General features: G+C 71.4%; 11 protein-coding genes and 1 pseudogene. 8 read left to right on the top strand and 4 right to left on the bottom strand.

Going from position 1 to position 13,485, the window contains the following annotated elements; translation table 11 throughout:
- Window positions 1–38 precede the first annotated feature (38 nt).
- The 8 genes from AC067N_RS02695 (at window position 39) to AC067N_RS02660 (ending at window position 7,722) form a co-directional block, all read left to right on the top strand.
- Window positions 39–848 (top strand): NAD-dependent epimerase/dehydratase family protein, encoded by an 810-nt coding sequence (locus AC067N_RS02695; RefSeq protein ID WP_478677042.1) that lies wholly within the window; start codon window positions 39–41, stop codon window positions 846–848.
- Window positions 849–1,166: 318 nt separating this feature from the next.
- On the top strand, window positions 1,167–1,937 hold the full coding sequence (locus tag AC067N_RS02690) for a DeoR/GlpR family DNA-binding transcription regulator (protein ID WP_478677041.1): 771 nt from the start codon (window positions 1,167–1,169) through the stop codon (window positions 1,935–1,937).
- Window positions 1,938–2,036: 99 nt separating this feature from the next.
- The gene (locus AC067N_RS02685; RefSeq protein ID WP_478677040.1) at window positions 2,037–3,407 is read left to right on the top strand and encodes an ABC transporter substrate-binding protein; all 1,371 of its coding nucleotides are present in this window, start codon (window positions 2,037–2,039) and stop codon (window positions 3,405–3,407) included.
- Complete coding sequence (locus tag AC067N_RS02680) at window positions 3,404–4,345, top strand: carbohydrate ABC transporter permease (RefSeq protein ID WP_478677039.1); 942 nt, start codon at window positions 3,404–3,406, stop codon at window positions 4,343–4,345. Before AC067N_RS02685 ends, AC067N_RS02680 begins: the two co-directional genes overlap by 4 nt.
- Complete coding sequence (locus AC067N_RS02675) at window positions 4,342–5,166, top strand: carbohydrate ABC transporter permease (protein WP_478677038.1); 825 nt, start codon at window positions 4,342–4,344, stop codon at window positions 5,164–5,166. Before AC067N_RS02680 ends, AC067N_RS02675 begins: the two co-directional genes overlap by 4 nt.
- Window positions 5,163–6,152: a zinc-dependent alcohol dehydrogenase family protein gene (locus AC067N_RS02670; protein ID WP_478677037.1), complete on the top strand. Its 990-nt coding sequence runs from the start codon at window positions 5,163–5,165 to the stop codon at window positions 6,150–6,152. The genes AC067N_RS02675 and AC067N_RS02670 overlap by 4 nt, the downstream gene beginning before the upstream one ends.
- Window positions 6,153–6,221: 69 nt before the next feature.
- Window positions 6,222–6,443 carry a hypothetical protein gene (locus tag AC067N_RS02665; RefSeq protein ID WP_478677036.1) on the top strand — a complete coding sequence of 74 codons (222 nt, stop codon included), beginning with the start codon at window positions 6,222–6,224 and terminating at the stop codon, window positions 6,441–6,443.
- A gap of 73 nt (window positions 6,444–6,516) precedes the next feature.
- On the top strand, window positions 6,517–7,722 hold the full coding sequence (locus tag AC067N_RS02660) for a TerD family protein (protein WP_478677187.1): 1,206 nt from the start codon (window positions 6,517–6,519) through the stop codon (window positions 7,720–7,722).
- Window positions 7,723–7,810: 88 nt separating this feature from the next.
- On the opposite strand, the gene AC067N_RS02655 is transcribed toward AC067N_RS02660, so the two are convergent.
- The 4 genes and pseudogenes from AC067N_RS02655 to AC067N_RS02640 all read right to left on the bottom strand — a co-directional run bounded on the left by AC067N_RS02655 (window position 7,811) and on the right by AC067N_RS02640 (window position 13,447).
- Window positions 7,811–8,830 carry a 1-aminocyclopropane-1-carboxylate deaminase gene (locus AC067N_RS02655; protein WP_478677035.1) on the bottom strand — a complete coding sequence of 340 codons (1,020 nt, stop codon included), beginning with the start codon at window positions 8,828–8,830 and terminating at the stop codon, window positions 7,811–7,813.
- A gap of 236 nt (window positions 8,831–9,066) precedes the next feature.
- Window positions 9,067–9,705: pseudogene (locus tag AC067N_RS02650) on the bottom strand (GntR family transcriptional regulator); the annotation flags it as partial.
- Window positions 9,706–9,812: 107 nt separating this feature from the next.
- On the bottom strand, window positions 9,813–11,396 hold the full coding sequence (locus AC067N_RS02645; protein WP_478677034.1) for a TROVE domain-containing protein: 1,584 nt from the start codon (window positions 11,394–11,396) through the stop codon (window positions 9,813–9,815).
- A gap of 587 nt (window positions 11,397–11,983) precedes the next feature.
- On the bottom strand, window positions 11,984–13,447 hold the full coding sequence (locus tag AC067N_RS02640; RefSeq protein ID WP_478677033.1) for an alkaline phosphatase PhoX: 1,464 nt from the start codon (window positions 13,445–13,447) through the stop codon (window positions 11,984–11,986).
- Window positions 13,448–13,485: the final 38 nt, after the last annotated feature.

The raw sequence follows: 13,485 nt of genomic DNA, 5'->3' as shown, positions 1-13,485 counted from the left end.
GCCCATATACACGAAGGGCGAGGCAAGGAGACCCGAGAATGCCCGCTCCCCGCACCGTTCTGCTCACCGGCGCCGCCGGTGGTCTCGGCACCCTGATGCGGGAGCTCCTCCCGGCCCACGGCTACGCGTTGCGCCTCCTCGATCTGCGCCCCGTCGACGGCGAGCCGGACGCGATCGTCGCCGACCTCGCCGACAAGGAGGCCCTCAGGGAGGCCGTACCGGGCGTCGACGCGATCATCCACCTCGCGGGCATCTCCCTGGAAGCCCCGTTCGAGAAGATCCTCAGGGCCAATATCGAGGGCACGTACAACCTGTACGAGGCCGCCCGCCAGGAGGGCGTCCCGCGCATCGTCTTCGCCTCTTCCAACCACGCCGTGGGCTTCACGCCCCGCCCCCGGGGCGAGGACCCGCTGATCCCGGTCGACACCCCGCGACGCCCCGACACCTTCTACGGCCTCTCCAAGTCCTTCGGCGAGGACCTCGCCCAGTTCTACTGGGACAAGCACGGTCTGGAGACGGTCTCCGTGCGGATCGGCTCCTGCTTCCCCGAACCGACCAGCGTGCGCATGCTCTCGGTCTGGATGAGCCCGGCCGACGGCGCCCGCCTCTTCCACGCGGCCCTGACCGCCGAGGGCGTCGGCCACACCGTCGTCTACGGCTCCTCCGCCAACACCCGCCTGTGGTGGGACCTGTCCACCGCCCGCGGGCTGGGCTACGAGCCGCAGGACGACTCCGAGCCGTACGCCGGCAAACTCATCGCCGAGCAGGGCGAACTCGACCCCGGTGACGAGGCGCACGCCTACCTGGGCGGCCACTTCGTGAACAAACCTCCGATCTGGCCGCACTGACGGGACGACGGCCGGCCTGCCAGCCGTCGACCACCGGGGGGGCCGAGGTCGCCCGTCGTACGGAAAACGAGGGCCGTGCGGCGGACGGGGGCAGCGGGCGGGCACCGAACGGGCCCGCCCGCTGCCCTGTTCGGGCACGCTCGCTGCCCGGTCGCGCCTCAGCCCCCAGGTCCGCGGCGGGCAGCCGCCGTCGAAACGGGCAGGGACGGGCATCACCGGGCGCGCAACAAGCCTGGTCAGCGCCACACACCCGCTGTAGAACTGGCACCGGGGTCCCGAACGGGCCCGAACGGGCAGTACGACGGCGAGGGAGAGCGGGTGTCGGCCATGAGCGCGGAGGAGAGGCAGCGCGAGATCGTCAGGGCAGCCCGCCGCACGGGCTCCGTCGACGTCGCCGGACTCGCCGCCGACCTGGGCGTGGCGAAGGAGACCGTACGGCGTGATCTGCGCGCCCTGGAGGAGCACGGGCTCGTCCGGCGCACACACGGCGGCGCGTATCCCGTGGAGAGCGCCGGATTCGAGACGACGCTCTCCTTCCGCGCCACCAGTCACGTCCCCGAGAAGCGCCGGATCGCCGCCGCGGCGGCCGAACTGCTCGGGGACGCGGAGACGGTCTTCGTCGACGAGGGCTTCACCCCGCAGCTCATCGCCGAAGCCCTCCCCCGGGACCGGCCGCTCACCGTGGTCACCGCCTCCCTCGCCACCGCGGGCGCGCTGGCCGAGGCCGGCAACACGACCGTGCTACTGCTCGGCGGCCGGGTGCGCCCCGGCACCCTCGCCACCGTCGACCACTGGACGACGAAGATGCTCGCCGGCTTCGTCGTCGACCTGGCCTACATCGGCGCCAACGGCATCACCCGCGACCACGGGCTCACCACCCCCGACCCGGCGGTCAGCGAGGTCAAGGCCCAGGCCATCCGGGCCTCCCGGCGCATCGTCTTCGCGGGCGTCCACACCAAGTTCGGCGCGGTCAGCTTCTGCCGGTTCGCCGGGGTCGGTGAGCTCGACGCGATCGTCACGAGCACATCGCTGCCCGCGGCGGAGGCCCACCGGTACGCGCTGCTGGGCCCCCAGGTCATCCGCGTCTGACCTCCCCACCCGACCGGTTCCCCGGCCCCTCCACGCCGCGAGGAGTCCGTTATCCCCCATATATCCCTCCGACTCTCCCCAACGTCCAGGAGCGACCCCATGCGAACCCCGAGCCGACGGAGACCGCGCGCAGCACTCGCCGCGGTCGCCGCAGGGACGCTGCTCGCCCCGCTTCTCTCCGGTTGCTGGACCGGAGCGGGCGGGGCGGGATCAGGCGGCGACGCCATCAACGTACTGATGGTCAACAACCCGCAGATGCAGGAGCTGCGGAAGCTCACGGCCGCGCACTTCACCAAGAGGACCGGCATCGAGGTGAACTTCACCGTCCTGCCGGAGAACGACGTCCGCGACAAGATCAGCCAGGACTTCGCCAACCAGGCCGGCCAGTACGACGTGGCGACCCTCAGCAACTACGAGATACCGATCTACGCCAGGAACGGCTGGCTGGAGGAGATGGACCCGTACGTCGCGAAGGACCCCGCGTTCGACCAGCGGGACGTCCTGAAGCCGATGCGTCAGTCCCTGACCGGCGACGACGGCAGGCTCTACGGGCAGCCCTTCTACGGCGAGTCGTCCTTCCTCATGTACCGCAAGGACGTGTTCGCCGAGCAGGGGCTCACCATGCCGGACCGCCCCACCTGGCGGCAGGTCGCCGGCCTCGCGGCGAAGGCGGACGGCGCCGAGCCCGGCATGAAGGGCATCTGTCTGCGCGGCCTGCCCGGCTGGGGCGAGGTCATGGCCCCCCTGACCACGGTCGTGAACACCTTCGGCGGCACCTGGTTCGACAAGGACTGGAAGGCGCGCCTGGACTCCCCCGAGTTCGAGCGGGCCACCCGGTTCTACGTCGACCTCGTCCGGGAGCACGGCGAGTCCGGCGCCGCCCAGTCCGGCTTCGCCGAGTGCCTGAACAACATGACCCAGGGCAAGGTCGCCATGTGGTACGACGCCACCTCGGCCGCCGGTTCCCTGGAGGCGGACGACTCCCCCGTGAAGGGGAGGATCGGCTACGTGCCGGCCCCGGTCGAGCGGACCGAGTCCTCCGGCTGGCTCTACACCTGGGCCTGGGGCATCCAGAAGGCCTCCCGGAACCCCGACAAGGCCTGGAAGTTCGTCTCCTGGGCGTCCGGCAAGGAGTACGAGGAGCTGGTCGGCGACGAGATCGGCTGGTCGAACGTGCCCGCCGGCAAGCGGGAGTCGACGTACGCGAACCCCGACTACCGCGAGGAGGCCGCCGCCTTCCAGGAGATGACCCGCGAGGCCATCGAGAGCGCACGGCCCACCGATCCCGGGGTGCAGCCGCGGCCCGCGCCCGGCATCCAGTTCGTCGGCATCCCCGAGTTCACCGATCTCGGCACCAGGGTCTCCCAGGAGATCAGCGCGGCCATCGCCGGACACCAGTCCGTGGAGTCGGCCCTGAGGAAGGCGCAGGCGCTCGCCGAGCAGATCTCCGAGGAGTACGAGGGACGATGACCGCGACCACGACAGCGCCGACGGCGGCCGCCCCCGTACGACGCACCCAGGGCAGGCCCCCCGCCCGGCTGCGCGCCTGGGCGACCCGTGCCCCGCTCCTCCCCGCCCTCGTCTTCATGATCGCCGTGACCCAGCTGCCGTTCGTGGCCACGCTGGTGATCTCCTTCCTCGACTGGAACTCCCTCTATCCCGACGCCCGGAGCTTCGCCGGCCTCGCCAACTACGGCGAGGTCCTCACCGACCCCGAGCTGCGCCGCTCGGTGTGGACGACGATTCTGCTGACGGTCGCCGTCGTCCTGGCCAGCCTGGTCCTCGGCCTGCTGCTCGCCCTGCTGCTGGACCGGAGGTTCCGCGGCCGGGGCGTCGTCCGCACCCTGCTCATCGCCCCCTTCCTGGTGGTCCCGGTGGCGGCGGCCCTGCTGTGGAAGCACGTCCTCTACAACCCCGAGTACGGCCTGTTCAACGGCCTGCTGCACTACGTCGGCGGCCCCCAGCCGGACTGGATCTCCGAGACGCCGCTGCTCGCGGTGGAGGCATCCCTGGTCTGGCAGTGGACGCCGTTCATGATGCTGATCCTCCTGGCGGGCCTGCAGTCCCGCGACCACCAGCAGATCGAGGCGGCCCGCGTCGACGGCGCGAGCGACTGGCAGATCTTCCGCCATCTGACCCTGCCGCACCTGCGCCGCTACCTCGAACTCGGCGTACTGCTGGGCTCGATCCACATCGTCCAGAACTTCGACGCCGTCTTCACCATCACCTCCGGCGGCCTGGGCACGGCGAACCTGCCCTACACCGTCTACCAGACCTTCTACCAGGCCCATGAGAACGGCCTGGCCTCGGCGGCCGGCGTCCTGGTCGTCATCGGCTCGATCATCATCGCGACGTTCGCGCTGCGCGTGGTCTCGTCGCTGTTCCGCGAGGAGGCGGGGCGCTCATGAACGCCGTACGACGCAAGGGGCCAGGTCTGCTGGCCTGGTTCGCCGGGCTCGTCTTCTTCCTGCCCATCGCCTGGATGGCGCTGACGTCCTTCCACTCGGAGCCGGACGCCGCGACCAACCCGCCGTCCTTCACGGCGGCCCTCACCCTGGACGGCTACCGCGAGTTCTTCGGCACGGACGGCGGAGCGAGCCCCTGGCCCGCCCTGATCAACTCGACGGTGGCGTCCCTGGCGTCGACCCTGCTCGTCCTCCTCCTGGCCCTCCCGGCGGCGTACGCGCTGTCGATCCGCCCGGTACGCAAGTGGACGGACGTGCTGTTCTTCTTCCTGTCCACCAAGATGCTGCCGGTGGTGGCGGGCCTCCTCCCGATCTACCTCTTCGCGAAGAACGCGGGTCTGCTCGACAACATCTGGCTGCTGGTCCTCCTCCACACCTCCATGAACCTGCCGATCGCCGTGTGGATGATGCAGTCCTTCCTCGCGGAGGTGCCGGTCGCGGTGATCGAGGCGGCCCACCTCGACGGCGCACGCCTGCCGACGGTGCTGGCCCGTGTGGTGGCGCCGATCGCCGCACCCGGGATAGCCGCCACGGCCCTGATCTGCTTCATCTTCAGCTGGAACGAGCTGCTGTTCGCGAGGGTGCTGACGGGTGTCGTGGCCGAGACCGCGCCCGTCCTCCTGACCGGCTTCATCACCAGCCAGGGACTGTTCCTGGCGAAGGTGTGCGCCGCGTCCCTCGTCATCTCCCTGCCGGTGCTCGCCGCGGGGTTCGCCGCCCAGGACAAACTGGTCCAGGGCCTGTCCTTGGGAGCCGTCAAATGAAGGCCGCCGTCATCGAGTCCGTGGGCAAGGCCGTCGTCACCGAGGTCCCGGACCCGGCACCGGGCCCCCGCGACGTCGTCGTCCGGGTCGCCGCGTGCGGCCTGTGCGGCACCGACCTGCACATCCTCCAGGGCGAGTTCGCCCCCGAGCTGCCGATCGTGCCGGGCCACGAGTTCGCGGGCGAGGTCGTGGGGGTGGGCACCCGGGTCACCGAGCTGGCGGTCGGCGACCGGGTGGCGGTGGACCCGTCCCTGTACTGCCACGAGTGCCGCTACTGCCGGAGCGGCCACAACAACCTCTGCGCACGCTGGGCGGCGATCGGCGTCACCACGCCGGGCGGCGCCGCGGAGTACGCGGTGGCGCCCGTGGCGAACTGCGTGAAGCTGCCCGACCATGTGCGCACGCAGGACGCGGCGCTGGTGGAGCCGCTGTCGTGCGCGGTACGCGGCTACGACGTGCTCCGGTCCCGCCTCGGCGCCCATGTGCTGATCTACGGCTCGGGGACCATGGGCCTGATGATGCTGGAGCTGGCCAAGCGGACCGGCGCGGCGAGCGTGGACGTCGTGGACGTCAACCCGTCCCGGCTGGAGACCGCCCGCCGCCTGGGCGTCTCCGCCTCGGCCGCGACCGCCGACGAGCTCGACCGTCCGGCCGGCTGGGACGTGGTCGTGGACGCCACCGGCAACGCGGCGGCGATCCAGGACGGTCTGGACCGGGTGGCGAAGGCCGGCACGTTCCTGCAGTTCGGGGTGGCCGACTACGCGACGCGGGTCACGATCGACCCCTACCGCATCTACAACCAGGAGATCACCATCACCGGCTCGATGGCGGTCCTCCACAGCTTCGAACGCGCGGCGGAACTCTTCGCGAACGGGGTCCTCGACCCGGACCTCTTCATCAGCGACCGGTTGCCGCTGGAGCGGTACCCCGAGGCGCTGGACCAGTTCGCGTCGGGGGTGGGGCGGAAGATCGTCGTGGTGCCGTAGGGGCGGGCGGGCACCGCACCGAGCGATATTCACTGGGCCGCGACCGCCCTCGCCCCTAACATCCTGGACATGTCACGCCCGCACGGATTCACCTACACCGAGCACTCCGACCGCACGGTGACGATCGACCACCACGGCCGCGCGGCCACGACGCTGCGCGGCCCGCGAGCCGACCGCTTCCTCGCCGAGGTCACGGCGGGCGACCCGCAGCTGGTCATGGCCCGCTGGACCGGGAACTACCGGCGGGGCAACGAACGCACGGCCCGGGAGCACCCCCGCAACCGCCGCTGACCCGAACGGCCGCCCGACGCCCCGGGTAAGGGAACGGTAAAGCGGCCTGAATCGTTCACCCGGCATGACAGCTATGACCCCCGGCTCGAACATCCCGCTGCCCGCCACCCGCGTCGCGGTGGACGTCTCCGCCCCCGTGCGGCTCGACGTATCGGGCCTGCTGCTCACCGCCGACGGCAAGGTGCGCTCGGACGACGACTTCATCTTCTACAACCAGCCGAGCGGCCCGGGCGTGACATACCGCTCGGGCGGCGGTACGACCCCGGACTCGATCACGGTCGACACCACGGCCCTCCCCCCGGGTATTGAGAAGATCGTCGTCACGGCCAGCCCGGACGCGGCCGGCCAGACCTTCCAGGGCATCGAACCCACCGCCACCGTCCGCGACGCGGCCGGCGGCTCGGTGATCGCCACGTTCACCCCGCCGCAGCTCGGCACGGAGACGGCCCTGGTGATCGTGGAGATCTATCAGCGGGGCGGCGCGTGGAAGGTCCGCGCCGTCGGCCAGGGGTACGCCGACGGTCTGGCCGGCATCGCCACGGACTTCGGCGTCACGGTGGAGGAGCCCGCCCCGGCCCCGGCCCAGACCATTGCTCCGCCCGCGCCCACTCCGACCCTGCAGACCCCGGTGACCCCGCCGCCGGCCGTCCAGACCCCGCCGGTTCCGCCGGCCCCGCCCGCTCCTCCCGCCCCCGGCGCCGGGAAGATCAACCTGGACAAGGGCCGGGTCAGCCTCCAGAAGAACCAGACGGTGTCCCTGGTCAAGGGCGGCCGCCCCTTGCTGTCGCAGGTCCAGATGGGCCTCGGCTGGGAGCCCGCCTACCGGGGCAAGGACATCGACCTGGACGCGTCGGTGATCGCGTACGGCCCGCAGCGCAACCACATCGACAGCTGCTACTTCGGCAAGCTGGCCATCGTGGGCGGCGCCATCCGGCACTCCGGCGACAATCTCACCGGCGAGGGCGGGGGCGACGACGAGGTCATCACCGTCGACCTCGGCCGGCTCCCCCAGGAGGTCACCGGCCTGGTCTTCACGGTCAACTCCTTCTCCGGCCAGAAGTTCACCGAGGTCGCCAAGGCCTACTGCCGTCTCCTGGACGCCGCCACCGGCGAGGAACTCGTCCGCTTCGACCTGACGAACGCCGAACCCCAGACGGGCGTGATGATGGCCAAGCTGATCCGCCAGTTCTCCGGCGAGTGGGAGATGACGGCCATGGGCGACTTCGTCAAGTCCCGCACGGTCCGAGGCATGGTGAAGCCGTCCGCCCAAGCCCTCTGAAGCCGGGATCGGCGGATCCGGGCCACTCATGACCGGCATACTGCCTGGTCACGGCCTCCGGGGCCGGCCCGGATCCGCCGATCTCCGTTTACTGGATGACGCCGCTGTACGCGTTCAGGGCGGGCTGGCCGCCCAGGTGGGCGTAGAGGACGGTCGAGTCGCGGGCGATCTCGCCGCGTTCGACGAGGTCGATCATTCCGGCCATCGACTTCCCCTCGTAGACGGGGTCGGTGATCATGCCCTCGGTGCGCGCGGCGAGCTGCATCGCGACGAGGGTGGCGTCGTCGGGGACGCCGTAGATCCCGGCGTGGTAGCGCTCGTCCAGTTCCACGTCCGCCTCGGTCAGCTCGCGCTTGACGCCGATGAGCTGCCCGGTGCGGTGGGCGATGCGCGCGATCTGGGCGCGGGTGGTCTCCGGCTTGGCGGAGGCGTCGATGCCGAGGATCCGGCGCGGCCGTCCGCCCGCCTCCTCCAGGGCGGCGAAGCCGGCCACCATGCCGGCCTGGGTGGAGCCGGTGACGGAGCAGACGACGACCGTGTCGAAGAAGACGCCCAGCTCCCGCTCCTGCTCGGCGACCTCGTAGGCCCAGGAGGCGAAGCCGAGCCCGCCGAGGGGGTGGTCGGAGGCGCCGGCCGGGATGGCGTACGGCTTTCCGCCCGACTCCTCGACCTCCCTGAGGGCCAGCTCCCAGCTCTCCTTGAAGCCGATGCCGAACCCGGCCTGCACGAGCCGCACCTCGGCGCCGGCGAGCCGGCTGATCAGGATGTTGCCGACCTTGTCGTACACGGCGTCGGGCCACTCCACCCAGCTCTCCTGCACGAGGACGCACTTGAGTCCGGCGCGGGCGGCGACGGCAGCGACCTGGCGGGTGTGGTTGGACTGCACTCCGCCGATGGAGACCAGCGTGTCGCAGCCCTGGGCGAGGGCGTCGGCGACGAGGTACTCCAGCTTGCGGGTCTTGTTGCCGCCGTAGGCGATACCGGAGTTGCAGTCCTCCCGCTTGGCCCACAGGGAGGCACCGTCGAGATGGGCGGTCAGGCGTTCCAGCCGGTGCACCGGCGAGGGCCCGAAGAGGAGCGGGTAGCGCTCGAAGGAAGCAAGGGACACGGGTCCTCCCGGGTTCAGGGTCGGTGGTCCACGCCGGAGGCGGGCTCTTCTGCTTCGACGGCGACGTCGGCGGAGGCGTCGGCCGCGGGTCCGGCGGGGGCTTCGGCGGAGGCGTCGGCCGCGGGTCCGGCGGAGGCGTCGGCCGCGGGTCCGGCGGGGGCTTCGGCGGAGGCGCCGGCCGCGGGTCCGGCGGAGGCTTCGGCGGAGGCGTCGGCCGCGGGGCCGGCCTCCGGTTCGTCGGCGAGGGCCGCCAGGCCGCGCCAGATCTCCGCGGTGACGGTGACCGCCCCGTCGGTGTCACCGGCCGCGCAGGCCTCGATCAGCCGGTCGTGCAGCCCGGCGGAGCGGCAGTTCCCGCCCTCGCCGAAGCGGCGTCGCTCCAGCCGGCGGATGAGCGGGGTGTAGCGGGCGATGGTGGCGGCGGCCGCGCGGTTGCCGCTCACCCGGACGAGGACGTCGTGGAGCTCGTCGTCGGCGTCCAGGGCGGCGTCGACATCGCCCGCGTGGACGGCCGTCGCGAACCGCGCGTTGGCCGACCGCATCGCCTCCACGTCCGCCGCGAACAGCCGGCGTACGGCGACCCGTGTGACCAGCTCGTGCATCGCCCCGACCACGGCGGCGGCGTCGCGCACATCGGCGGCCACCACGGGCGTCACCCGTGTGTAGCTCTGCGGTTTGCTCTCCAGCAGCCCCTCGTCCACCAGCCGCGAGAAGGCCTCCCGCACCGGGGCGCGGGACAGCCCCAGCAGCTCCGCGAACTCGGCGTCCCGGACCACGGCGCCGGGTTCGATCTCCCCGGCCACGATGGCGTCCCGGATGGCGAGGTAGGCACGGTCCCTCAGCAGGGTGCGGCTCACCGGTCGTATGGCCTCCATGAACTGAAATGTTAGATGTCAGTTCGGGATGCGAACAAGAGTGTGGCCCGTGTCCCTGCTGGGACACGGGCCACACTCAGGGCGTCCTCACGCCCTCTTCCCCGTCGTCATCGGTCCCACGGCCAGTCGGCGTCCCGTGCCGCCTCCAGCAGCGGGACCATCCGGAACGCCGCGTCCGAGAGGCCGCCGAAGGTGTGGCGGTTCGCCGTGCCGGAAGGGCCGTGGCCCGCCCGGTACCCGGCGAGGTTCCAGGTGTAGACCGGCACGTCGGCCGGGACCTGGGCGGTCGGGTCGCCGTGGTGGCTGTAGCCGGCCTGCTCGTCGGTGACGATCAGGACCCGGTCATGCCGGCGGTAGTGCTTGCGCACCGCCTCGGTGGTGTCGGTGCCGCCCAGGTCGCCGAAGCGCTCCAGGATCTTCAGCACCGACTCGCCCCTGCGGAACGACACCCGCCGGCTGGTGGTGCCGAACTCGACGAGATCCGCGTCCGCCGCCCGCAGCGCGAGCGCCGTCCCGAAGATCGCCGCCGCGTCCGCGTAGGTGAGGGACGAGCGGTCGGTCAGCCGCGAGTAGAACATCGAGCCCGAGCGGTCGACCAGGACCAGGGTCCGGCCGGGCAGCGCGGGCACGTTGGCCAGCGAGTGACCGAGCGCCTGCTCCAGCGGGTACGCCCAGCGCAGCGACGGCGCGTGCCGGTGCGCGGCGAGGTACCGGAACGGGAACTGCCGGGACCGCGCGACCTCGGCCGGGTCGCTGATCCTCGCGGCGACCCGGGCCGCGACCTCGTCGGAGACTCCCGCCTCGTCGAAGTTCCGCAGGTTCCTTACGAGCGCCATGGCCCCCATGGACGGGATGACGGCCTCCCAGGCCGCCTTGTCCATGGGTCCCTGGAGCCAGCCCGCCAGCGCCTCCCAGGTGATGCCCGCGTCGGCGAGCCGCTGGGCGCCGCCCGCGCCGGTCACGACCTTGCGGCGCTTGGCGGGCCGCAGGGCCATCAGGTCCCGGTGCGCCGCGAGCACGGGCAGCGACTTGGGTACGACCGCCGTGTCCGGGTGGTGGCGCCGGTCCAGGGCGTACTGGAACAGATCGCCCTGCCACGGCTTGTCCGGGTCCGGCGCCGCGTGCACCAGGTTGAGGATGTCGCCGAAGCGGTAGCCCTTGGACGCGGTGTCGTACTTCAGCAGCGACTTGGGGTGGTAGAGGCGCCGTACGGCGTCGGCGACGCCCCGCTTCACCGGCTTGGGGAGGGCGCGGCCGTAGCGGGAGGTCCAGTACGCGAGCAGTTCGCCGGGCTCGTCCGGGCGCCGCAGCACCGAGTCGATGACCTGGCGGTTGGTCGGGCCGTGGGTGACGCCCGCGTCGAGCCGTGCCTTCACGTACTCGGCGGCGCCCACGAGGGAGGCCGTACGGAGGTTGCCCTCGCCGCGCAGCCAGCCGAGCAGGCCGGCCGTCCACTCCGGGTCGGTGACGGCGAGGCGGCGGACGAGCGCGGCGAACCTGTCGTCCCGGTCCTCACCCGACTCGTAGAACGTCTTCTGCGCGACGAAGTTGGCGATCGAGAGCAGAAACAGCTCGGAGCGCTCGTCGCGCTCCTGGCCGCGACCGCCCTGGTGGGTGCGGAGTACGCGTCCCGTCGAGGTGACGCGCGAGGTGGGCCGCGCCCGGGTGCTCTTGCTGTTGAATCGCGCCATGGTGAATTCCCCCGAATTCATACGCACGTTGTGCGTGACTGATGTACGGAGGGAGGCGCGGCAGGAGGAAGGTGTCCGAGATCGGGGTCGGCGACGGGCGCTGTAAACTGGCGCGTCTGCCTTTCCGCCACACCGGCCGTGGGCCGATGACGGGATTCGAACCCGCACGAGGAGTTTTCCCCACCAGTTCCCGAAGTATCCGCTGCCTGCGCACCGGGCACCCACCTTGTGCCGCGCCTCCCGAGATCAAGGTGGCGGCGGCGTGGATTCTTTTTACAGAAGAAGGAGCCGCAGCCCGCGCACCGGGAGGTGCATGAAGTTTTGGGTGTCCAGAGATCGAATTCGGCGGAACCGACGTAGGTGCTCTAACCCCTGAGCTACGCCGGCGTGTTGTGCCGGCGGCGGGACTCGAACCCGCGACCGCCCCATTATGAGTGGAAGTAGGTCCTGCCTTCGCACCTGGACGTGCATCACTCTAGGAGGGCGGTCGCGGGGCGGGCGAATGAATTAGTCACCGCTTCGCCGCATCCACCGCTTGGACGCTTCGCCGCGTCCACCGCTTCTGACGCTTCACCGCTTCGGACGCTTCACCGCTTCTGACGCTTCCAGGGCCCGGTGATGGCGAGCAGAATGCCCGGCGTCTGGATGTTGGCGTACAGGGTCTTTCCGTCGGGAGAGAACGTGACGCCGGCGAACTCGCTGTACTCCGGCTCGTCCTCGGTGCCGATGTTCAGGTCGTTGCGGGCGATGGGGTAGGTGCGGCCGCTGTCGGTGGCGCCGAAGAGGTGCTGGACGCCCTCGCCGTCCTCGGCGATGACGATGCCGCCGTACGGGGAGACGGTGATGTTGTCGGGGCCGTCCGGGGTGCCGTCGGCGGACGGGTCCGGGTTGACGCCGAGCAGGACCTTCAGGGTGAGGGTGCGGCGCTTGGGGTCGTAGAACCAGACCTGGCCGTCGTGCGCGGCGCCGGGGCTCTCCGCGCGGGCGTAGGAGGAGACGATGTAGGCGCCGCCGTCGCCCCACCACATGCCTTCGAGCTTGCGGGCGCGGGTGATCTCGTCGAACTGCTTGCGCACGGCGACGGTCCGCGCGTCCCGGTCGGGGACGTCGACCCAGTCGACGCCGTAGACGGTGCCGATCCTGGTGGCGCGGGAGAGGTCGTCGACGAAACGGCCGCCGGAGTCATAGCACTTGGGGGCCTGGAGGACTCCCGCGTCGTCGGCGAGGGCGCGGAACCTGCGGGGACCGTGGGTGAAGCCCTTCGGCGGGGTCCAGCGGTAGAAGAGGCCGTTGGGGCCGGCGGCGTCCTCGGTGAGGTAGGCGTGGCCCCTCTTGGGGTCGATGACGACGGCCTCGTGGTCGTACCGGCCGAAGAACTTCAGGGGCTTCGGGTCGCGGTTGGCGCGCCGGTCGCAGGGGTCGACCTCGAAGACGTAGCCGTGGTCCTTGGTCATGCCGTTGACGCCGGCCCTGTCGGAGTTCTCCTCGCAGGTGAGCCAGGTGCCCCACGGGGTGCTGCCGCCCGCGCAGTTGGTGGAGGTGCCCGCGATGCCGACCCACTCGGCGACCCGGCCGTCGGGGCGGACTTCCACGACCGTGCAGCCGCCGGACGCGGCCGGGTCGTACACGAGTCCCTCGGTGAGCGGCACCGGGTAGGGCCAGTTGGTGCGGGGGCCCTTCAGTTCGTGGTTGTTGACGAGCAGCGTGGTGCCCCGGGGGCCGGGGAACGCGGCGGTGCCGTCGTGCTTGCCGGGGGTGAACTCACCGGACTCCAGCCTGGTCTTCCCGCTGTGGGTGAGGATCCTGTACGTGAATCCGGCAGGCAGCGCGAGGATCCCGTCGGGGTCGGGGACGAGGGGCCCGTAGCCGGCTCCGCCGTGCCGGTGCGCCGCACTGTCGGCCTGGTGGGCGACGTCCGCGTCGTCCGTGCCGGTGTCCGTGGCCGCGAGGGCGTTCGGCGCGGTGGCGAGGGCGCCCACGGTGCCGGCCAGCGCGACACCGGCGCCGGCGACCGCTGATCGACCGGCGAAGTCCCTGCGGGTGAGCGACATGCTGTCTCCTGCGTGCGGTGAGAGGCCGTGGAGGGTGG

The organism is Streptomyces sp. NPDC042364 (assembly GCF_056437585.1).
The sequence above is the reverse complement of the archived record's forward strand: the minus strand, read 5'-3'. Positions and strand labels throughout refer to the sequence as shown.